This window comes from Pseudomonas sp. GM25 (assembly GCF_000282255.1).
GTDB lineage: Bacteria > Pseudomonadota > Gammaproteobacteria > Pseudomonadales > Pseudomonadaceae > Aquipseudomonas > Aquipseudomonas aphyarum.
Genome location: NZ_AKJQ01000078.1, coordinates 140,448 through 154,167, shown reverse-complemented (window position 1 = coordinate 154,167; position 13,720 = coordinate 140,448). Strand labels below are relative to the sequence as shown.

Sequence of the window (13,720 nt, the reverse complement as noted above, 5' to 3'; positions counted from 1 at the left end):
AGGGTGTTATGTCCGGAAAAGCGCAACAGCAGTCTCGTATTATTGAGTTGATCAAACTGGGTCGTGAGCAGAAGTATCTGACTTACGCCGAGGTCAACGACCACCTGCCCGAGGATATTTCAGATCCGGAGCAGGTGGAAGACATCATCCGCATGATTAACGACATGGGGATCCCCGTACACGAGAGTGCTCCGGATGCGGACGCCCTTATGCTGGCCGACGCCGATACCGACGAGGCCGCTGCGGAAGAAGCAGCCGCTGCGTTGGCGGCGGTGGAGACCGATATCGGTCGCACCACTGACCCGGTGCGCATGTACATGCGTGAAATGGGTACGGTCGAGCTTCTGACTCGTGAAGGCGAAATCGAAATCGCCAAGCGTATCGAAGAAGGCATCCGTGAAGTGATGAGCGCCATCGCGCACTTCCCTGGCACGGTTGACCATATTCTCTCCGAGTACACTCGCGTCACCACCGAAGGTGGTCGCCTGTCCGACGTTCTGAGCGGTTACATCGACCCGGACGACGGCATCACGCCGCCTGCCGCCGAAGTGCCGCCACCGATCGATGCGAAGGCCGCGAAAGCGGACGACGATTCCGAGGACGATGACGCCGAAGCTTCCGATGACGAAGAAGAAGCCGAAAGCGGTCCGGATCCGGTCATTGCTGCACAGCGCTTCGGCGCCGTGGCCGATCAGATGGAAATCACCCGCAAGGCCCTGAAAAAGCACGGTCGCAACAACAAGGCGGCGATTGCCGAACTGTTGGCTCTGGCTGAGCTGTTCATGCCGATCAAACTGGTGCCGAAGCAATTCGAAGCCTTGGTCGAGCGTGTTCGCAGTGCCCTGGATCGTCTGCGTCAGCAAGAGCGCGCGATCATGCAACTGTGCGTACGTGATGCACGTATGCCGCGCGCCGACTTCCTGCGTCAGTTCCCTGGCAACGAAGTCGACGAAAGCTGGTCCGACGCCTTGGCCAAAGGCAAGAGCAAGTACGCCGAAGCCATTGCCCGCGTGCAACCGGACATCATCCGTTGCCAGCAGAAGCTGACCGCGCTGGAAACCGAGACCGGCCTGACCATCGCCGAGATCAAGGACATCAACCGTCGCATGTCGATCGGTGAGGCGAAAGCCCGCCGCGCGAAGAAAGAGATGGTTGAAGCGAACTTGCGTCTGGTGATCTCCATCGCCAAGAAGTACACCAACCGTGGCCTGCAATTCCTCGATCTGATCCAGGAAGGCAACATCGGTCTGATGAAAGCGGTGGACAAGTTCGAATACCGTCGTGGTTACAAGTTCTCGACTTATGCCACCTGGTGGATCCGTCAGGCGATCACTCGCTCGATCGCCGACCAGGCCCGCACCATCCGTATTCCGGTGCACATGATCGAGACGATCAACAAGCTCAACCGAATTTCCCGGCAGATGCTGCAGGAAATGGGTCGCGAACCGACCCCGGAAGAGCTGGGTGAACGCATGGAAATGCCTGAGGACAAGATCCGCAAGGTATTGAAGATCGCCAAAGAGCCGATCTCCATGGAAACCCCGATCGGTGATGACGAAGACTCCCATCTGGGTGACTTCATCGAAGACTCGACCATGCAGTCGCCAATCGATGTCGCCACTGTTGAGAGCCTGAAAGAAGCGACCCGCGAAGTGCTGTCCGGCCTTACTGCCCGTGAAGCCAAGGTACTGCGCATGCGTTTCGGTATCGACATGAACACCGACCATACGCTCGAAGAAGTCGGCAAACAGTTTGACGTGACCCGTGAGCGGATCCGTCAGATCGAAGCCAAGGCGCTGCGCAAGCTGCGCCACCCGACGCGAAGCGAGCATCTGCGCTCCTTCCTAGACGAGTGATACCAGAACCCCCGGCCCAGGCCGGGGGTTTTGTTTATATGGCAGATTAAATACCCAGCTCCGCCCTCCCCCCGCGCACAGCCCGTCTACACTCGAAACATTCCCCCGAGCCATAACGAGACCGTTATGCCCAGACTGGCGTCCGTGCTTTTTTTGCTGTCACTGATGATCTGGACCGCAACGGCTGACGCGCTGACTCTGACCGATGAAGAACGTAGCTGGCTGGCGGCTCACCCGGACTTGCGCCTGGGTGTCGATGCGTCGTGGCCGCCCTTCGAGTTCCGCGACGACCAGAACCGCTATCAAGGCTTGGCAGCGGACTATATCGATGTGATTCGCCAACGCCTGGCGATCAAACTCACCCCCATTGAGCCGGTGAGCTGGACCGTGGTGCTCGAACAGGCGAAAAACGGCACGCTGGACCTGCTGCCGGGCATCATGTCCACCCCGGAACGCCAGAGTTATCTGTCGTTCACCCGCCCTTATCTCGACTTTCCGATCGTCATCCTCGCCCACGTCGGCGGCCCACAACCGCGCAAGCTCGAGGATCTTTACGGCCTGAAAATCGCCGTGGTGGAAAACTACGCCCCCCACGAACTGCTGCGCACCCATCACCCCGACCTGAACCTGGTGGCAATGCCCAACGTCAGCTCAGCATTGCAGGCCCTGGCCACCGATGAAGTCGACGCCGTGGTCGGCGACCTGGCCTCCAGCGTCTGGAGCCTGCGCCAGCTCAAACTGGATGGTTTGTATGTCAGTGGTGAAACCCCTTATCGCTACCAACTGGCGATGGGCGTCCCTCGCGACAACAAAATGCTGGTGGGGATTCTGGACAAGGTGCTGGCCGACATGTCCCCGGAAGAAATCAGCAGCATTCAGGAGCATTGGGTCGGCAACGTCCTCGATCACCGGACATTCTGGTCGGATCTGCTGATTTACGGTTTACCGGGCCTCTCGCTCCTGGTCATCGTCTTGGCAGTGGTGATCCGCATCAACCGGCGCCTGAGTTCGGAAATCGCCCGGCGCATCGACCTCGAACAGGAGCTGCGCAGCAGCGAATACCATTATCGCGGACTGGTGGAGAGTCTTTCGGCCATCGCCTGGGAAGCGCGGATCAGCGATTTCACCTACAGCTATGTGTCGCCCCACGCCGAAGATCTGCTCGGTTATCCCCTGTCTCATTGGCTGATTCCGGGCTTCTGGCGCAACATCATTCACCCGGCAGATCTGACCCGTGCCCAGAGTTTTTGCGATCACGAGGTGCTGGCCGGGCGCGATCACAGCCTCGATTACCGCGTAATCACCGCTGACGGCCGTTGCTTGTGGGTGCGTGACATTGTCAGCCTGATCGAACACGGCCACGAACCAGTGATGCGCGGCCTGATGATCGACATCAGCGAAACCAAGCGCACCGAAGAGGCGTTGCGCCTGTCGGAACAGAAATTCGCTTCGGTATTCCAGCAATGCCCGGACATCCTGGTCATCGCCCGGCTCTCCGACGGCTGCCTGCTGGAGGTGAACGAAGCCTTTGAGGAACAGATCGGGCTCAAAGCCGAAGAAGTTATCGGCCAGACTGCCACCGAACTCAACATCTGGGGCATTCCCGGAGTTGGCCCAGGCCTGCTTCAGCGCCTGCAAGCCGGCAGCATTCGCAACCTGGAGATGCCCTTTCGCCGCAACAACGGCCAGGTGTTTACCGGGCTGATTTCCGCCGAACCCTTTGAGCTCGACACTACGCCGGCGCTGGTTGTGGTGGTGCGCGACATTACCCAGCTCAAGGAAACCCAACAGCAACTGCAAACCTCCGAAGAGAAGTTCGCCAAGGCCTTCCACGCCTCGCCGGACGGTCTGCTGCTGTCGCGCCAGAGTGATGGCCTGCTGCTGGAGGTCAACGAAGGTTTCAGTCGTATCACCGGTTTCAATAGTGCCATGTCGGTGGATCGCTCGGCGCTGGACCTGGGCATCTGGGTCAACCTCAACGAACGCAAGCAAATGCTTGATCTGCTGCACCGCGATGGGTTCGTTCGCGACTTCAGCTGCCATATCCGCCGCAGCGACGGGCAGATCCGCCTCTGCGAAGTGTCCAGCCGTCCGCTGCCGATCGGCGACGAAGACTGCATGCTGACCATCGCCCGAGACATCACCGAACGCCACCTGATGCAGGAAAAACTGCAGCAGGCCGCGACCGTGTTCGAGAGCACCGCAGAAGGCGTGCTGATTACCGATACCCAGCAGCACATCAGCGCCGTGAACCGGGCCTTCACCGAAATCACCGGTTACAGCGAAAGCGAAGCGCTTGGCCACACCCCGCGCCTTCTGGCCTCCGGCCTGCACGACAGCGCGTTCTACGCGGCGATGTGGCATCAATTGACCGATGAGGGTCACTGGCAGGGCGAAATCTCCAACCGGCGCAAAAATGGCGAGCTGTACCCGAGCTGGCTGACCATCAGCGCCGTGCGCAACCGTGACAAGTTCATCACCCACTTCGTTGCGGTGTTCGCCGATATCTCCAGCCTGAAGCACGCCCAGGCCAAGCTCGACTATCAGGCGCATCACGACCCGCTCACCGGCCTGCCAAACCGCACGCTGTTCGAAAGCCGTCTGCTGATGGCACTCAACAGCCAGCAAGAAAACGGCGGCCAGGGCGCGGTGCTGTTCCTCGACCTCGACCGTTTCAAGCACATCAACGACAGCCTCGGTCACCCGGTCGGCGATCTGCTGCTCAAGGGCATCGCCGTGCGCCTCAAGGAGCAATTGCGAGACATCGACACCGTGGCGCGGCTGGGTGGCGACGAATTCATCATCCTGCTGCCCGGCCTGCAGCAGCCCGGCGATGCCGACAACATCGCCACCAAACTGCTGAACTGCTTTGGCGCACCGTTCCAGGCCGGCGAGCATGAGTTCTTCATCAGCGCCAGCATTGGCACCAGCCTTTACCCGCGCGACGGCTGCGATGTCGCGACCCTGATCAAGAACGCGGACGCGGCGATGTACCGCTCCAAGGCCAAGGGCCGCAACCGCGTCGAAAGCTATACCCGCGACCTCACCGCCCAAGCCAGTGAACGGGTGGCGTTGGAACACGAACTTCGCCGGGCCATCGAGCGCGAGGAGCTGTACCTCTATTACCAACCGAAAATCAGCCTCGACGATCACAGCCTGGTCGGCGCCGAAGCCCTGATCCGCTGGCGTCACCCGAACTTCGGCGATGTGCCGCCGGAGCACTTCATCCCGCTGGCGGAAGAGAACGGCATGATTCTGCAAATCGGCGACTGGGTGCTGGAAACCGCCTGCCGGCAGATGTTCGAGTGGGGCCAGATCTATGAATCTCTCGGCCCGCTGTCGGTGAACCTCGCCGGCGCACAACTGCGCCAGCCGAACCTGCTGGGACGCATCGAACAACTGCTCAAGGACAACCGCCTGCGGCCGGAATTACTGCAACTGGAAATTACCGAAAACTTCATCATGAGCCAGGCAGAGGAAGCGCTGGCGGTGCTGCACCAGCTCAAACACCTGGGCGTGCAACTGGCCATCGACGACTTCGGCACCGGTTATTCCTCGCTGAGTTACCTCAAACGCCTGCCACTGGACATCCTCAAGATCGACCAGTCTTTCGTCCGCGGCCTGCCCGACGACCCGCACGACGCGGCGATTGTCCGCGCCATCATCGCCCTGGGCCGCAGCATGCAATTCACCGTGATCGCCGAAGGTGTGGAAACCCAGGCCCAACAACAATTCCTCGCCGCCGAAGGTTGCGAACAGATTCAGGGCTACATCGTCAGCCTGCCGCTGCCACCAGAAGAGTTTGCCGCGACGTTTCTTCGTATAGCCGTATCAGATTTTTCGGATAGCACAGCCGAGAAACCGTCGCTATAATCCGCGGCCTACTGAGGGCCTATAGCTCAGTTGGTTAGAGCAGAGGACTCATAATCCTTTGGTCCACGGTTCAAGTCCGTGTGGGCCCACCAAACATGAAAAAGCCGCGCTTATGTGCGGCTTTTTCGTACCTGCGTGGAGAAGTCCCTTGCCCGACATCCGCCCACCCGTGCTCGATGAAATCGACCGCCAGCTGATCGCTGCCCTGCAAATCAACGCCCGCGAAAGCGTGGCGATGCTGGCCCGGCAATTGGGGATCGCCCGCACTACCGTGACCTCGCGACTGGCGCGACTGGAAAAGGCCAAGGTCATCACCGGTTATGGCGTGCGTCTGGGCCAGCGTGTGGTGGATGGCGGATTGCAGGCTTACGTCGGAATCAAGGTGCAGCCACGCTCCGGAAAAGAGGTGTTGCGCCGTTTGAGCGCGATGGCTCAGGTGCAGCAATTGTGCGCGGTGAGTGGCGAGTTTGATTATGTGGCGTGGTTGCGGACCGATTCACCGGAGCAGCTCGATCAGCTTCTGGATCAGATCGGCAGCGTAGACGGTGTAGAGAAGACCACGACCTCGATCATCCTCAGCAGCAAGATCGATCGCGGGCATCCAGTTTGATCATCACCATCGTCATATTGCAGTACTAACACTCAAAACGACGACACTTTGCGTCTTATTAACGTGTTCTACGCTCCCTAGAATGGCTGGCATCTTTTCCTATACTCAGACGCGCATCCCGCGTCGGGTCGCCAGCAAGGTCAGCCATGAACAAGAACAATCGCCATCCTGCAGACGGTAAAAAACCAGTCACCATTTTTGGCCCGGATTTTCCTTTCGCCTTCGACGACTGGATCGAGCACCCGGCCGGTCTGGGCAGCATTCCCGAGCACAACCACGGTGCTGAAGTGGCGATTGTCGGAGCCGGCATCGCCGGTCTGGTTGCGGCTTATGAGCTGATGAAACTCGGCCTGAAACCCGTCGTTTATGAGGCTTCGAAGCTCGGCGGCCGTTTGCGTTCCCAGGCATTCAACGGCACCGACGGCATCGTCGCCGAGCTCGGCGGCATGCGTTTCCCGGTGTCTTCCACCGCGTTCTATCACTACGTCGACAAACTCGGCCTCGAGACCAAGCCCTTCCCCAACCCGCTGACGCCGGCCTCCGGTAGCACCGTGATCGACCTGGAAGGCAAAACCCATTACGCACAGAGCCTGAAGGATCTTCCCGCACTCTTCCAGGAAGTGGCGGACGCCTGGGCCGACGCTCTGGAGGCCGGCTCGCAGTTCTCCGATATTCAGCAAGCGATTCGCGACCGTGACGTGCCACGCCTCAAAGAACTGTGGAACACCCTGGTACCGCTGTGGGACGACCGCACCTTCTACGACTTCGTTGCCACTTCGAAAGCCTTCGCCAAACTGTCGTTCCATCACCGTGAAGTGTTCGGCCAAGTCGGTTTCGGCACCGGCGGCTGGGACTCGGATTTCCCCAACTCGATGCTGGAAATCTTCCGCGTGGTGATGACCAACTGCGACGATCACCAGCATCTGGTGGTCGGCGGTGTGGAACAAGTGCCGCAAGGCATCTGGCGTCATGCGCCGGAACGCTGCGTCCACTGGCCGCAAGGCACCAGCCTGAAATCGCTGCACCATGGCGCACCGCGCTCCGGGGTGAAGAAAATCGCCCACGCGCCTGACGGACGTTTCGCAGTCACCGACAACAACGGCGACACTCGCGAATACGCGGCCGTACTGACCACCTGCCAGAGCTGGCTGCTGACCACCCAGATCGAATGCGATGAAAGCCTTTTCTCGCAGAAGATGTGGATGGCCCTGGACCGCACTCGCTACATGCAATCGTCGAAGACCTTCGTGATGGTCGACCGCCCGTTCTGGAAGGACAAGGATCCGGAAACTGGCCGTGACCTGATGAGCATGACCCTCACCGATCGCCTGACCCGTGGCACTTACCTGTTCGACAACGGCGACGACAAGCCGGGCGTGATCTGCCTGTCGTACTCGTGGATGAGCGACGCGCTGAAGATGCTCCCGCACCCGGTGGAGAAACGCGTGAAACTGGCGCTGGATGCACTGAAGAAGATTTACCCGAAAGTCGACATCGCCGCGCGGATCATCGGTGATCCGATCACCGTGTCGTGGGAAGCCGACCCGCACTTCCTCGGCGCGTTCAAGGGCGCCCTGCCCGGCCACTATCGCTACAACCAGCGCATGTACGCGCATTTCATGCAGGACGACATGCCGCCGGAGCAGCGCGGGATTTTCATCGCCGGCGACGACGTGTCGTGGACGCCAGCGTGGGTCGAAGGCGCGGTACAGACCTCGCTCAACGCGGTGTGGGGAATCATGAAGCACTTCGGCGGGTCCACACATACAGAGAACCCTGGTCCGGGTGATGTGTTCAACGACATCGGCCCGATCGCCCTGCCCGAGTAAGAGGAATCCCTGATGCGTGTAGCCCTTTACCAATGTCCACCGCTGCCACTGGAACCTGCCGCCAACCTCCAGCGCCTGCATCAACTGGCGATGGAGGCCAAAGGCGCCGACCTGCTGGTGGTGCCGGAAATGTTCCTGACCGGCTACAACATCGGCAAGGAGGCGGTTGCGACATTGGCTGAGGTCTATAACGGCGAATGGGCGCAACAGGTCGGACGAATCGCCAAGGCTGCCGGTCTGGCGATTCTTTATGGTTACCCAGAGCGTACCGCCGAAGGTCAGATCTACAACGCCGTGCAGTTGATCGATTCGAACGGTGAACGCCTGTGCAATTACCGCAAGACGCATCTGTTCGGCGATCTGGATCGCTCGATGTTCAGCCCCGGTGATGGAGAGTTTCCCATCGTCGAACTCAACGGTTGGAAGCTCGGCTTTCTGATCTGCTACGACCTGGAGTTCCCGGAGAACGCCCGGCGCCTGGCCCTAGAAGGCGCCGAGCTGATTCTGGTGCCGACCGCGAACATGATTCCTTTCGATTTCATTGCCGATGTTTCCGTGCGCTCCCGCGCCTTCGAAAACCAGTGCTACGTGGCTTACGCCAACTACTGCGGCCACGAAGGCGACATTCATTACTGCGGGCAAAGCAGCATTGCCGCGCCGGATGGCAGCCGCATCGCCCAGGCTGGACTGGACGAAGCCTTGATCGTCGGTGAGCTGGATCGCCAGTTGATGGTCGACTCGCGCAGCGCCAACCGCTACTTCAACGACCGCCGCCCCGAACTTTACGACGCGCTCAACAAGCGCTAATCCGCTAGCATTGGCACTTCACTGTTCTGGAAGTGCCCATGCCTGCGCCGACTCACCCCCGCCCCCACACAGAAACCCTGGCCAACGGCTTGCGCGTGACCCTGCGTCACGTGCCCGGCCTGAAGCGCAGCGCCGCCGCGTTACGGGTGGCTGCCGGCAGTCATGACGTGCCGTTGGCGTGGCCGGGGCTGGCGCATTTCCTAGAGCATTTGCTGTTCCTTGGCACCGAACGCTTTCCTGCACAGCAAGGGCTGATGGCCTACGTGCAAGGTCACGGCGGTCAAGTGAATGCCAGCACTCGCGAGCGCACCACTGATTTCTTCTTTGAGTTGCCGCCGGCGTCCTTCAGCGACGGGCTGGAGCGTCTGTCAGACATGCTCGCCCATCCTCGTATGAATCCGGACGATCAGTTGCGGGAACGGGAGGTGTTGCAGGCGGAGTTTGTCGCGTGGTCGCAGGATGCGGCGGCTCAGCAGAAAGAGGCGCTGTTTGAGGGATTGTCGGCAGCGCATCCGTTGCGCGGCTTTCATGCCGGGAACCGCGAGAGCTTGTCGGTAGAGCAAGCGGAGTTTCAGCAGGCGTTGAAAGACTTCCATCAGCAGTTTTACCGCACCGGGCAGATGATCCTGAGTCTGGTCGGGCCGCAAAGTGTCGAAGAGCTGAGAACGCTGGCAGAACAGTTTGCCGCCACGCTGACGCCTGGGGATAAAACTGCACAGGCTGCCCCCGTTCGCTTGATGGACAACGCACAAGAAAGTTATCAACAGGTCGGCGAGCGGCACGGCAATCTGCTGTTTGCGTTGGAGGATTTGCCGGAGTCGTCGGCCGAGGCGCTGGCGTTTCTCTATCACTGGTTGAACAGCGCCAAACCCGGTGGGTTGCTCGCTCACTTGCAGCAGCAGGGATTCGCGGAAGGCTTACAGGCCTGTGTGCCTTATCAATTTGCTGAGCAGGCAGTTCTGCATCTTCAGTTCACTGGGGCATCCGGGTCACTCGACGCCATCCGCGCACAGTTTCTCGACTGGCTGAGTTTCTTCGCAGCGCAGCAGGACTGGCCGGCGTTGCGTCAGGAGTACGCAACGCTGCTTGAACGACAGCAGCAGGTCAGCGGTGCATTGCAGCTGGCCCGACTCGACGCCGAACAACTCGAAAGCGGCCTCTCCGAATCTGCCGTTGCAGCGCTCAAATCGATTCTCGGCAAAATCGGCACTGTGGATAACTTCAGCAGTCACTGGCATCTGCCCGCTGCCAATCCGTTCCTGCGCGCAGCCGAGCCACTGGCCAACGCCGGCCTGATCCGCGGCCAGACCAGCGCCCATCGAGGCCTGCGCACGTTCGCTCAGGATCGCTCGCGCAGCCGCCGCGAACGTTCGCCGATGCAATTCAGCCAGGCGCTGCCGGACAACGGTGACGTAGGTGCGGTGTATGTTCGCTGGCAGACGGAAGCGGCGGCCACGACCGAGCTGCAAGCGAAACTGCAACGCAGTCTGCGAGAAGTGTCTGACGACGCACGTCAGGCTGGGGTCGAATTGTCCTTCAGCGCCACGGGTAATCAGTGGCTGCTGAAACTCACCGGCCTGCAGGACACGCTGCCCGCCGTGCTGGAGCACGCGCTGAAATCTCTGACACAAGTGGGCGCCGATTCCGCGAAAGGCGAGCCGCAACCTGCGCTGATACCGATCCGCCAACTGCTCAAGGCATTGCCCGAACAGTGCCTGCCAGCGGTAGGCGAATCCGACGACGCCGCGCATCTGTGGACAACTTCCCGCTGGGACGGTCTGGCGTTGGGACTCAACCCACAGACCCAGTCAGCCATGGGCCTGGCCCTGAGTCGCATCCCCGGCATCCCGGACAATCAAATCCCCCCACCGTCGGCGATCCACGCCGGATTCCGGTGGAGTCAGATCGGCAGCACTTCCAGTGAACACGCCTTGCTGCTGTTCTGCCCGACCGCCAGCCATGAAATCGACGACGAAGCCGCGTGGCGCCTGCTCGCCCACTTGTGTCAGACACCGTTCTACCAACGCCTGCGCGTCGAACTGCAACTCGGCTATGCCGTGTTCAGCGGGTTGCGCCAGTTCCACGGCCAGACCGGATTGCTGTTCGGTGTGCAATCGCCCTCGGCTACGGCTGCGCAATTGCTCGGCCACATTCAGCAGTTTCTCGGTGGTCTGCCAGCCCTTATCGAACAACTCGATGACGTTAGCCTCGCCCAGCAATGCCAGACGCTTGCCGATCAGTTCGGTGAAGGCGCCCTGTCCTGCAAAGATGCTGCCGAACTCCTCTGGCAGGCCCGTCTCGCCGGCCACTCGTCGGATTATCTGCAGCGATTGATCGGCGCCATCGCCCAACTGGATCGCCCGGCATTGCTGGCCGCCGCACAACGTCTGATCCGCGCCGAGGGCGGCTGGCACGGCCTCTCCAACGCCGCTTCGCCCGGCGCGCCATGGCAAGCGGCAAAATGATCATTACCGGGGCTGCAAGGAGCTTTCTCAAAGATTCACGGGCCAACCCCGTGAAATTTTGAGTAACATAGCCACCTAACTATTTGGAACATCCCTGCGCTGCCGTGGACTATACCTATGGATAGCGCTATCTCACCCACCTGAAAAAGGAGTCACCCGATGGCTTGGACCAAACCTGCTTACACCGACCTGCGCATCGGCTTCGAAGTCACCATGTACTTCGCCAGCCGCTGAGTCCTGCCTCAAGCAGAACACTGCAGTGCAACGCCTCGGCTCGCCGGGGCGTTTTATTTTCAGCGTTGAAATGATGGAGCGTTCATGTTCGTCCAGATTCTGGGTTCGGCCGCCGGTGGCGGTTTTCCGCAGTGGAACTGCAACTGCGTCAATTGCGCCGGTTTTCGCGACGGCAGCCTGAATGCCCAGGCCCGTACCCAATCGTCCATCGCAATTTCCGATGACGGCGTGAACTGGGTGCTGTGCAACGCCTCGCCGGACATCCGCGCGCAGCTTCAGAGCTTCGCCCCGATGCAGCCGGGCCGGGCCCTGCGTGATACCGGCATCAGCGCGATCATCCTGATGGACAGCCAGATCGACCACACCACCGGCCTGCTCAGCCTGCGCGAAGGTTGCCCGCATCAAGTCTGGTGCACGGACATGGTCCACGAAGACCTGAGCACCGGTTTCCCGCTGTTCACCATGCTCAAGCACTGGAACGGCGGGCTGGACTGGAACCGCATCGAACTCGACCAGAGTTTCACCGTCGCTGCGTGCCCAAACCTGCGCTTCACCCCGCTGCCGTTGCGCAGCGCCGCACCGCCCTACTCGCCGCACCGCTTCGACCCGCACCCGGGCGACAACATCGGCCTGATCGTCGAAGACCTCAGCACCGGCGGCAAACTGTTCTACGCGCCGGGTTTGGGCAAGGTCGACGCGCCATTGCTGGAAATCATGGCCGGCAGCGATTGCGTGCTGGTGGACGGCACGATGTGGGACGACGATGAAATGCAGCGTCGTGGCGTCGGCACCCGTACCGGCCGCGAAATGGGCCATCTGGCGCAGAACGGCCCCGGCGGCATGCTCGAAGTGCTGGAACAGCTTCCCGAGCAGCGCAAAGTGCTTATCCACATCAACAACACCAACCCGATTCTCGACGAAGACTCCCCGGAGCGCGCGGAACTGGTGCGGCGCAATGTTGAAGTGGCGTATGACGGCATGAGCATCGTCCTGTAACGAATGGCCCGGAGAACCGCAATGACCGACACCCCGCTGTCCACCGCCGAATTCGAAGCGGCCCTGCGCGCCAAAGGCGCCTATTACCACATTCATCACCCGTATCACGTGGCGATGTATGAAGGCCGGGCCACCCGCGAGCAGATCCAGGGCTGGGTCGCCAACCGCTTCTACTATCAGGTGAACATCCCCCTGAAAGACGCGGCGATCCTCGCCAACTGCCCGGATCGCGAGATCCGCCGCGAGTGGATTCAGCGCCTGCTCGACCACGACGGAGCTCCCGGTGAAGACGGCGGCATCGAAGCCTGGCTGCGTCTGGGCCAGGCCGTCGGTCTCGATCCGGATCAATTGCGTTCCCAGGAATTGGTGCTGCCCGGCGTGCGATTCGCCGTCGACGCCTACGTCAACTTCGCCCGTCGCGCCAGTTGGCAGGAAGCCGCCAGCAGCTCGCTGACTGAGCTGTTCGCGCCGCAGATCCACCAGTCGCGGCTCGACAGCTGGCCGCAGCATTACCCGTGGATCGACCCGGCCGGCTACGAATATTTCCGTACCCGTCTCGGTCAGGCCCGGCGCGATGTCGAGCATGGTCTGGCGATTACGCTGGAACACTACAAGACCCGCGAAGGTCAGGAACGCATGCTGGAAATTCTCCAGTTCAAACTGGACATTCTTTGGAGCATGCTCGATGCCATGAGCATGGCCTACGAACTGAACCGCCCGCCGTATCACAGCGTCACCGATCAACGGGTCTGGCATAAAGGAATCGCCTTATGAGTTTCGACCGCAGCAAGACCCCGACCTGGCGTCCCGGCTACCGTTTCCAGTACGAACCGGCCCAGAAAGGCCACGTGCTGCTGTACCCGGAAGGCATGATCAAACTCAATGAAAGTGCCGCGCTGATCGGCGGCCTGATCGACGGTGAACGGGATGTCGCGGCGATCATCGCCGAACTCGACAGACAGTTCCCCGGCGTGCCCGAGCTCGGTGACGACATCGAGCAATTCATGGAGGTTGCCCGTGCGCAGCACTGGATCGAACTTGCCTGAGTCA

The 13,720-nt window shown here is 60.7% G+C and carries 10 protein-coding genes and 1 tRNA gene; all 11 read left to right on the top strand.

Features of this window, described 5'->3' with window-relative positions:
• Positions 1-8: 8 nt before the first annotated feature.
• The 11 genes from rpoD to pqqD all read left to right on the top strand — a co-directional run bounded on the left by rpoD (position 9) and on the right by pqqD (position 13,716).
• Complete coding sequence (rpoD, locus tag PMI24_RS27395; RefSeq protein WP_007959889.1) at positions 9-1,856, top strand: RNA polymerase sigma factor RpoD; 1,848 nt, start codon at positions 9-11, stop codon at positions 1,854-1,856.
• Between the two features lie 126 nt (positions 1,857-1,982).
• Entirely contained in the window at positions 1,983-5,729 is a 3,747-nt protein-coding gene (locus tag PMI24_RS27390; protein WP_007959886.1) for a bifunctional diguanylate cyclase/phosphodiesterase, read from the top strand.
• Between the two features lie 15 nt (positions 5,730-5,744).
• Positions 5,745-5,821, top strand: a tRNA-Ile gene (locus tag PMI24_RS27385).
• A gap of 56 nt (positions 5,822-5,877) precedes the next feature.
• Positions 5,878-6,339 carry an Lrp/AsnC family transcriptional regulator gene (locus tag PMI24_RS27380; RefSeq protein WP_007959884.1) on the top strand — a complete coding sequence of 154 codons (462 nt, stop codon included), beginning with the start codon at positions 5,878-5,880 and terminating at the stop codon, positions 6,337-6,339.
• Between the two features lie 146 nt (positions 6,340-6,485).
• Positions 6,486-8,168 carry a flavin monoamine oxidase family protein gene (locus PMI24_RS27375; protein WP_007959882.1) on the top strand — a complete coding sequence of 561 codons (1,683 nt, stop codon included), beginning with the start codon at positions 6,486-6,488 and terminating at the stop codon, positions 8,166-8,168.
• Positions 8,169-8,180: 12 nt separating this feature from the next.
• On the top strand, positions 8,181-8,975 hold the full coding sequence (locus PMI24_RS27370; RefSeq protein ID WP_007959880.1) for a carbon-nitrogen hydrolase family protein: 795 nt from the start codon (positions 8,181-8,183) through the stop codon (positions 8,973-8,975).
• Between the two features lie 38 nt (positions 8,976-9,013).
• Positions 9,014-11,440 (top strand): pyrroloquinoline quinone biosynthesis protein PqqF, encoded by a 2,427-nt coding sequence (gene pqqF / locus PMI24_RS27365; RefSeq protein ID WP_007959879.1) that lies wholly within the window; start codon positions 9,014-9,016, stop codon positions 11,438-11,440.
• 159 nt (positions 11,441-11,599) lie between these two features.
• Positions 11,600-11,674, top strand: coding sequence for a pyrroloquinoline quinone precursor peptide PqqA (gene pqqA / locus PMI24_RS29100; RefSeq protein WP_003444522.1), 75 nt, complete (start codon positions 11,600-11,602; stop codon positions 11,672-11,674).
• An 84-nt stretch (positions 11,675-11,758) separates the two neighbouring features.
• The gene (pqqB, locus tag PMI24_RS27360) at positions 11,759-12,670 is read left to right on the top strand and encodes a pyrroloquinoline quinone biosynthesis protein PqqB (protein ID WP_007959878.1); all 912 of its coding nucleotides are present in this window, start codon (positions 11,759-11,761) and stop codon (positions 12,668-12,670) included.
• A 21-nt stretch (positions 12,671-12,691) separates the two neighbouring features.
• Positions 12,692-13,444 (top strand): pyrroloquinoline-quinone synthase PqqC, encoded by a 753-nt coding sequence (gene pqqC / locus PMI24_RS27355; RefSeq protein WP_007959877.1) that lies wholly within the window; start codon positions 12,692-12,694, stop codon positions 13,442-13,444.
• The gene (gene pqqD, locus PMI24_RS27350) at positions 13,441-13,716 is read left to right on the top strand and encodes a pyrroloquinoline quinone biosynthesis peptide chaperone PqqD (protein WP_007959876.1); all 276 of its coding nucleotides are present in this window, start codon (positions 13,441-13,443) and stop codon (positions 13,714-13,716) included. Before pqqC ends, pqqD begins: the two co-directional genes overlap by 4 nt.
• Positions 13,717-13,720 lie beyond the last annotated feature (4 nt).

Coding starts and splice junctions, on each gene's coding strand:
- rpoD (WP_007959889.1), top strand. CDS start 9: ATGTCCGGAAAAGCGCAACAGCAGTCTCGTATTATTGAGTTGATCAAA.
- PMI24_RS27390 (WP_007959886.1), top strand. CDS start 1,983: ATGCCCAGACTGGCGTCCGTGCTTTTTTTGCTGTCACTGATGATCTGG.
- PMI24_RS27375 (WP_007959882.1), top strand. CDS start 6,486: ATGAACAAGAACAATCGCCATCCTGCAGACGGTAAAAAACCAGTCACC.
- PMI24_RS27370 (WP_007959880.1), top strand. CDS start 8,181: ATGCGTGTAGCCCTTTACCAATGTCCACCGCTGCCACTGGAACCTGCC.
- pqqF (WP_007959879.1), top strand. CDS start 9,014: ATGCCTGCGCCGACTCACCCCCGCCCCCACACAGAAACCCTGGCCAAC.
- pqqB (WP_007959878.1), top strand. CDS start 11,759: ATGTTCGTCCAGATTCTGGGTTCGGCCGCCGGTGGCGGTTTTCCGCAG.
- pqqC (WP_007959877.1), top strand. CDS start 12,692: ATGACCGACACCCCGCTGTCCACCGCCGAATTCGAAGCGGCCCTGCGC.
- pqqD (WP_007959876.1), top strand. CDS start 13,441: ATGAGTTTCGACCGCAGCAAGACCCCGACCTGGCGTCCCGGCTACCGT.